Origin of the sequence: Bacillus sp. JCM 19034 (assembly GCF_001310635.1) — a bacterium.
Classification (GTDB): Bacteria; Bacillota; Bacilli; order Bacillales; family Bacillaceae_D; genus Halalkalibacter.
Window position 1 is genome coordinate 1 of sequence record NZ_BAXR01000057.1, and the last position, 916, is coordinate 916.

The following is a 916-nucleotide window of genomic DNA, read 5'->3' on the forward strand; positions in this document are numbered from 1 at the left end:
AACTATCACTTTTTTGTGTGGTCATATGGCTTTTTCGTTCAGCGTATGAAAGTGCTGGGTTTACTTCTTTTACAACTTGTCCATGGTCTGTTAAAAATTGTGCTAACGACCGTCCATAGCCTCCAACATCTTCTAAGCCGAATACAGGCGTCAATCCATCATCTAAAAGTTTATCAATGTCCAATAAAAAAGTTGAGAAGGCGGCCGGTTTATTTTCAAATTTTTATTTCCTTTAGCTTCTCTTGCCAACAATTAATGACTACTCCCACATGATGTTGCTTATGCAAGTCCACACCCACATAAATGTGTTTCTGCTTTTCGTGCATGGCTTATCCTCCTATTCAGTTGTCAATTATGGAATGAAAATGCCGGCAACCTTAGTTCGAGCGTTCACCATCCGGTGCACATTGGTACGAAAGCTATCCATCTTCATCGTTACATAGTAACTTATAAGAAAATGTGTCCCTTTTTTAAGTGACCTTTTAAATTATTGCTTCATGTTTGCCATTTGCCTGTATTTGTCCGTATGTATAAATCCCTTGATAAAACTTTCTCGGTCTAATATTCGCTTCACTTGTACTTTCGTAAATGCTTTCCCTTGAGTTGTTTGATACCCTTCTTTATTCAATGCTTCTGCCAACCTAGACAGTGACCATTTCTTATATAGCTCTTTTAACTCAAATAACCGTTTTACTACTTCTGCATGCTCGTTATGTATCTTTAATTCCTTTTCACCCTTTAGCTTTGTATAGCCAAATGTTGCCCTTCCCCCTGCATATCCACCTTCCATCGCCTTTTTATTTCTGCCTTTCGTTAGTTTTAGTGCTATCTCAAGCCGTTGGTATTGGTCTAATAACTCCATTAATCCATTCACCAAAAAATCGTTGGGGTCTTTCTTATGGATACTGTACATAGG

General features: G+C 38.1%; 2 pseudogenes. Both read right to left on the reverse strand.

Annotated elements, in window-relative coordinates:
• Positions 1-184, reverse strand: a pseudogene (locus JCM19034_RS25435) (IS110 family transposase); the annotation flags it as partial.
• Positions 185-482: 298 nt separating this feature from the next.
• Positions 483-916: pseudogene (locus JCM19034_RS23790) on the reverse strand (recombinase family protein); the annotation flags it as partial.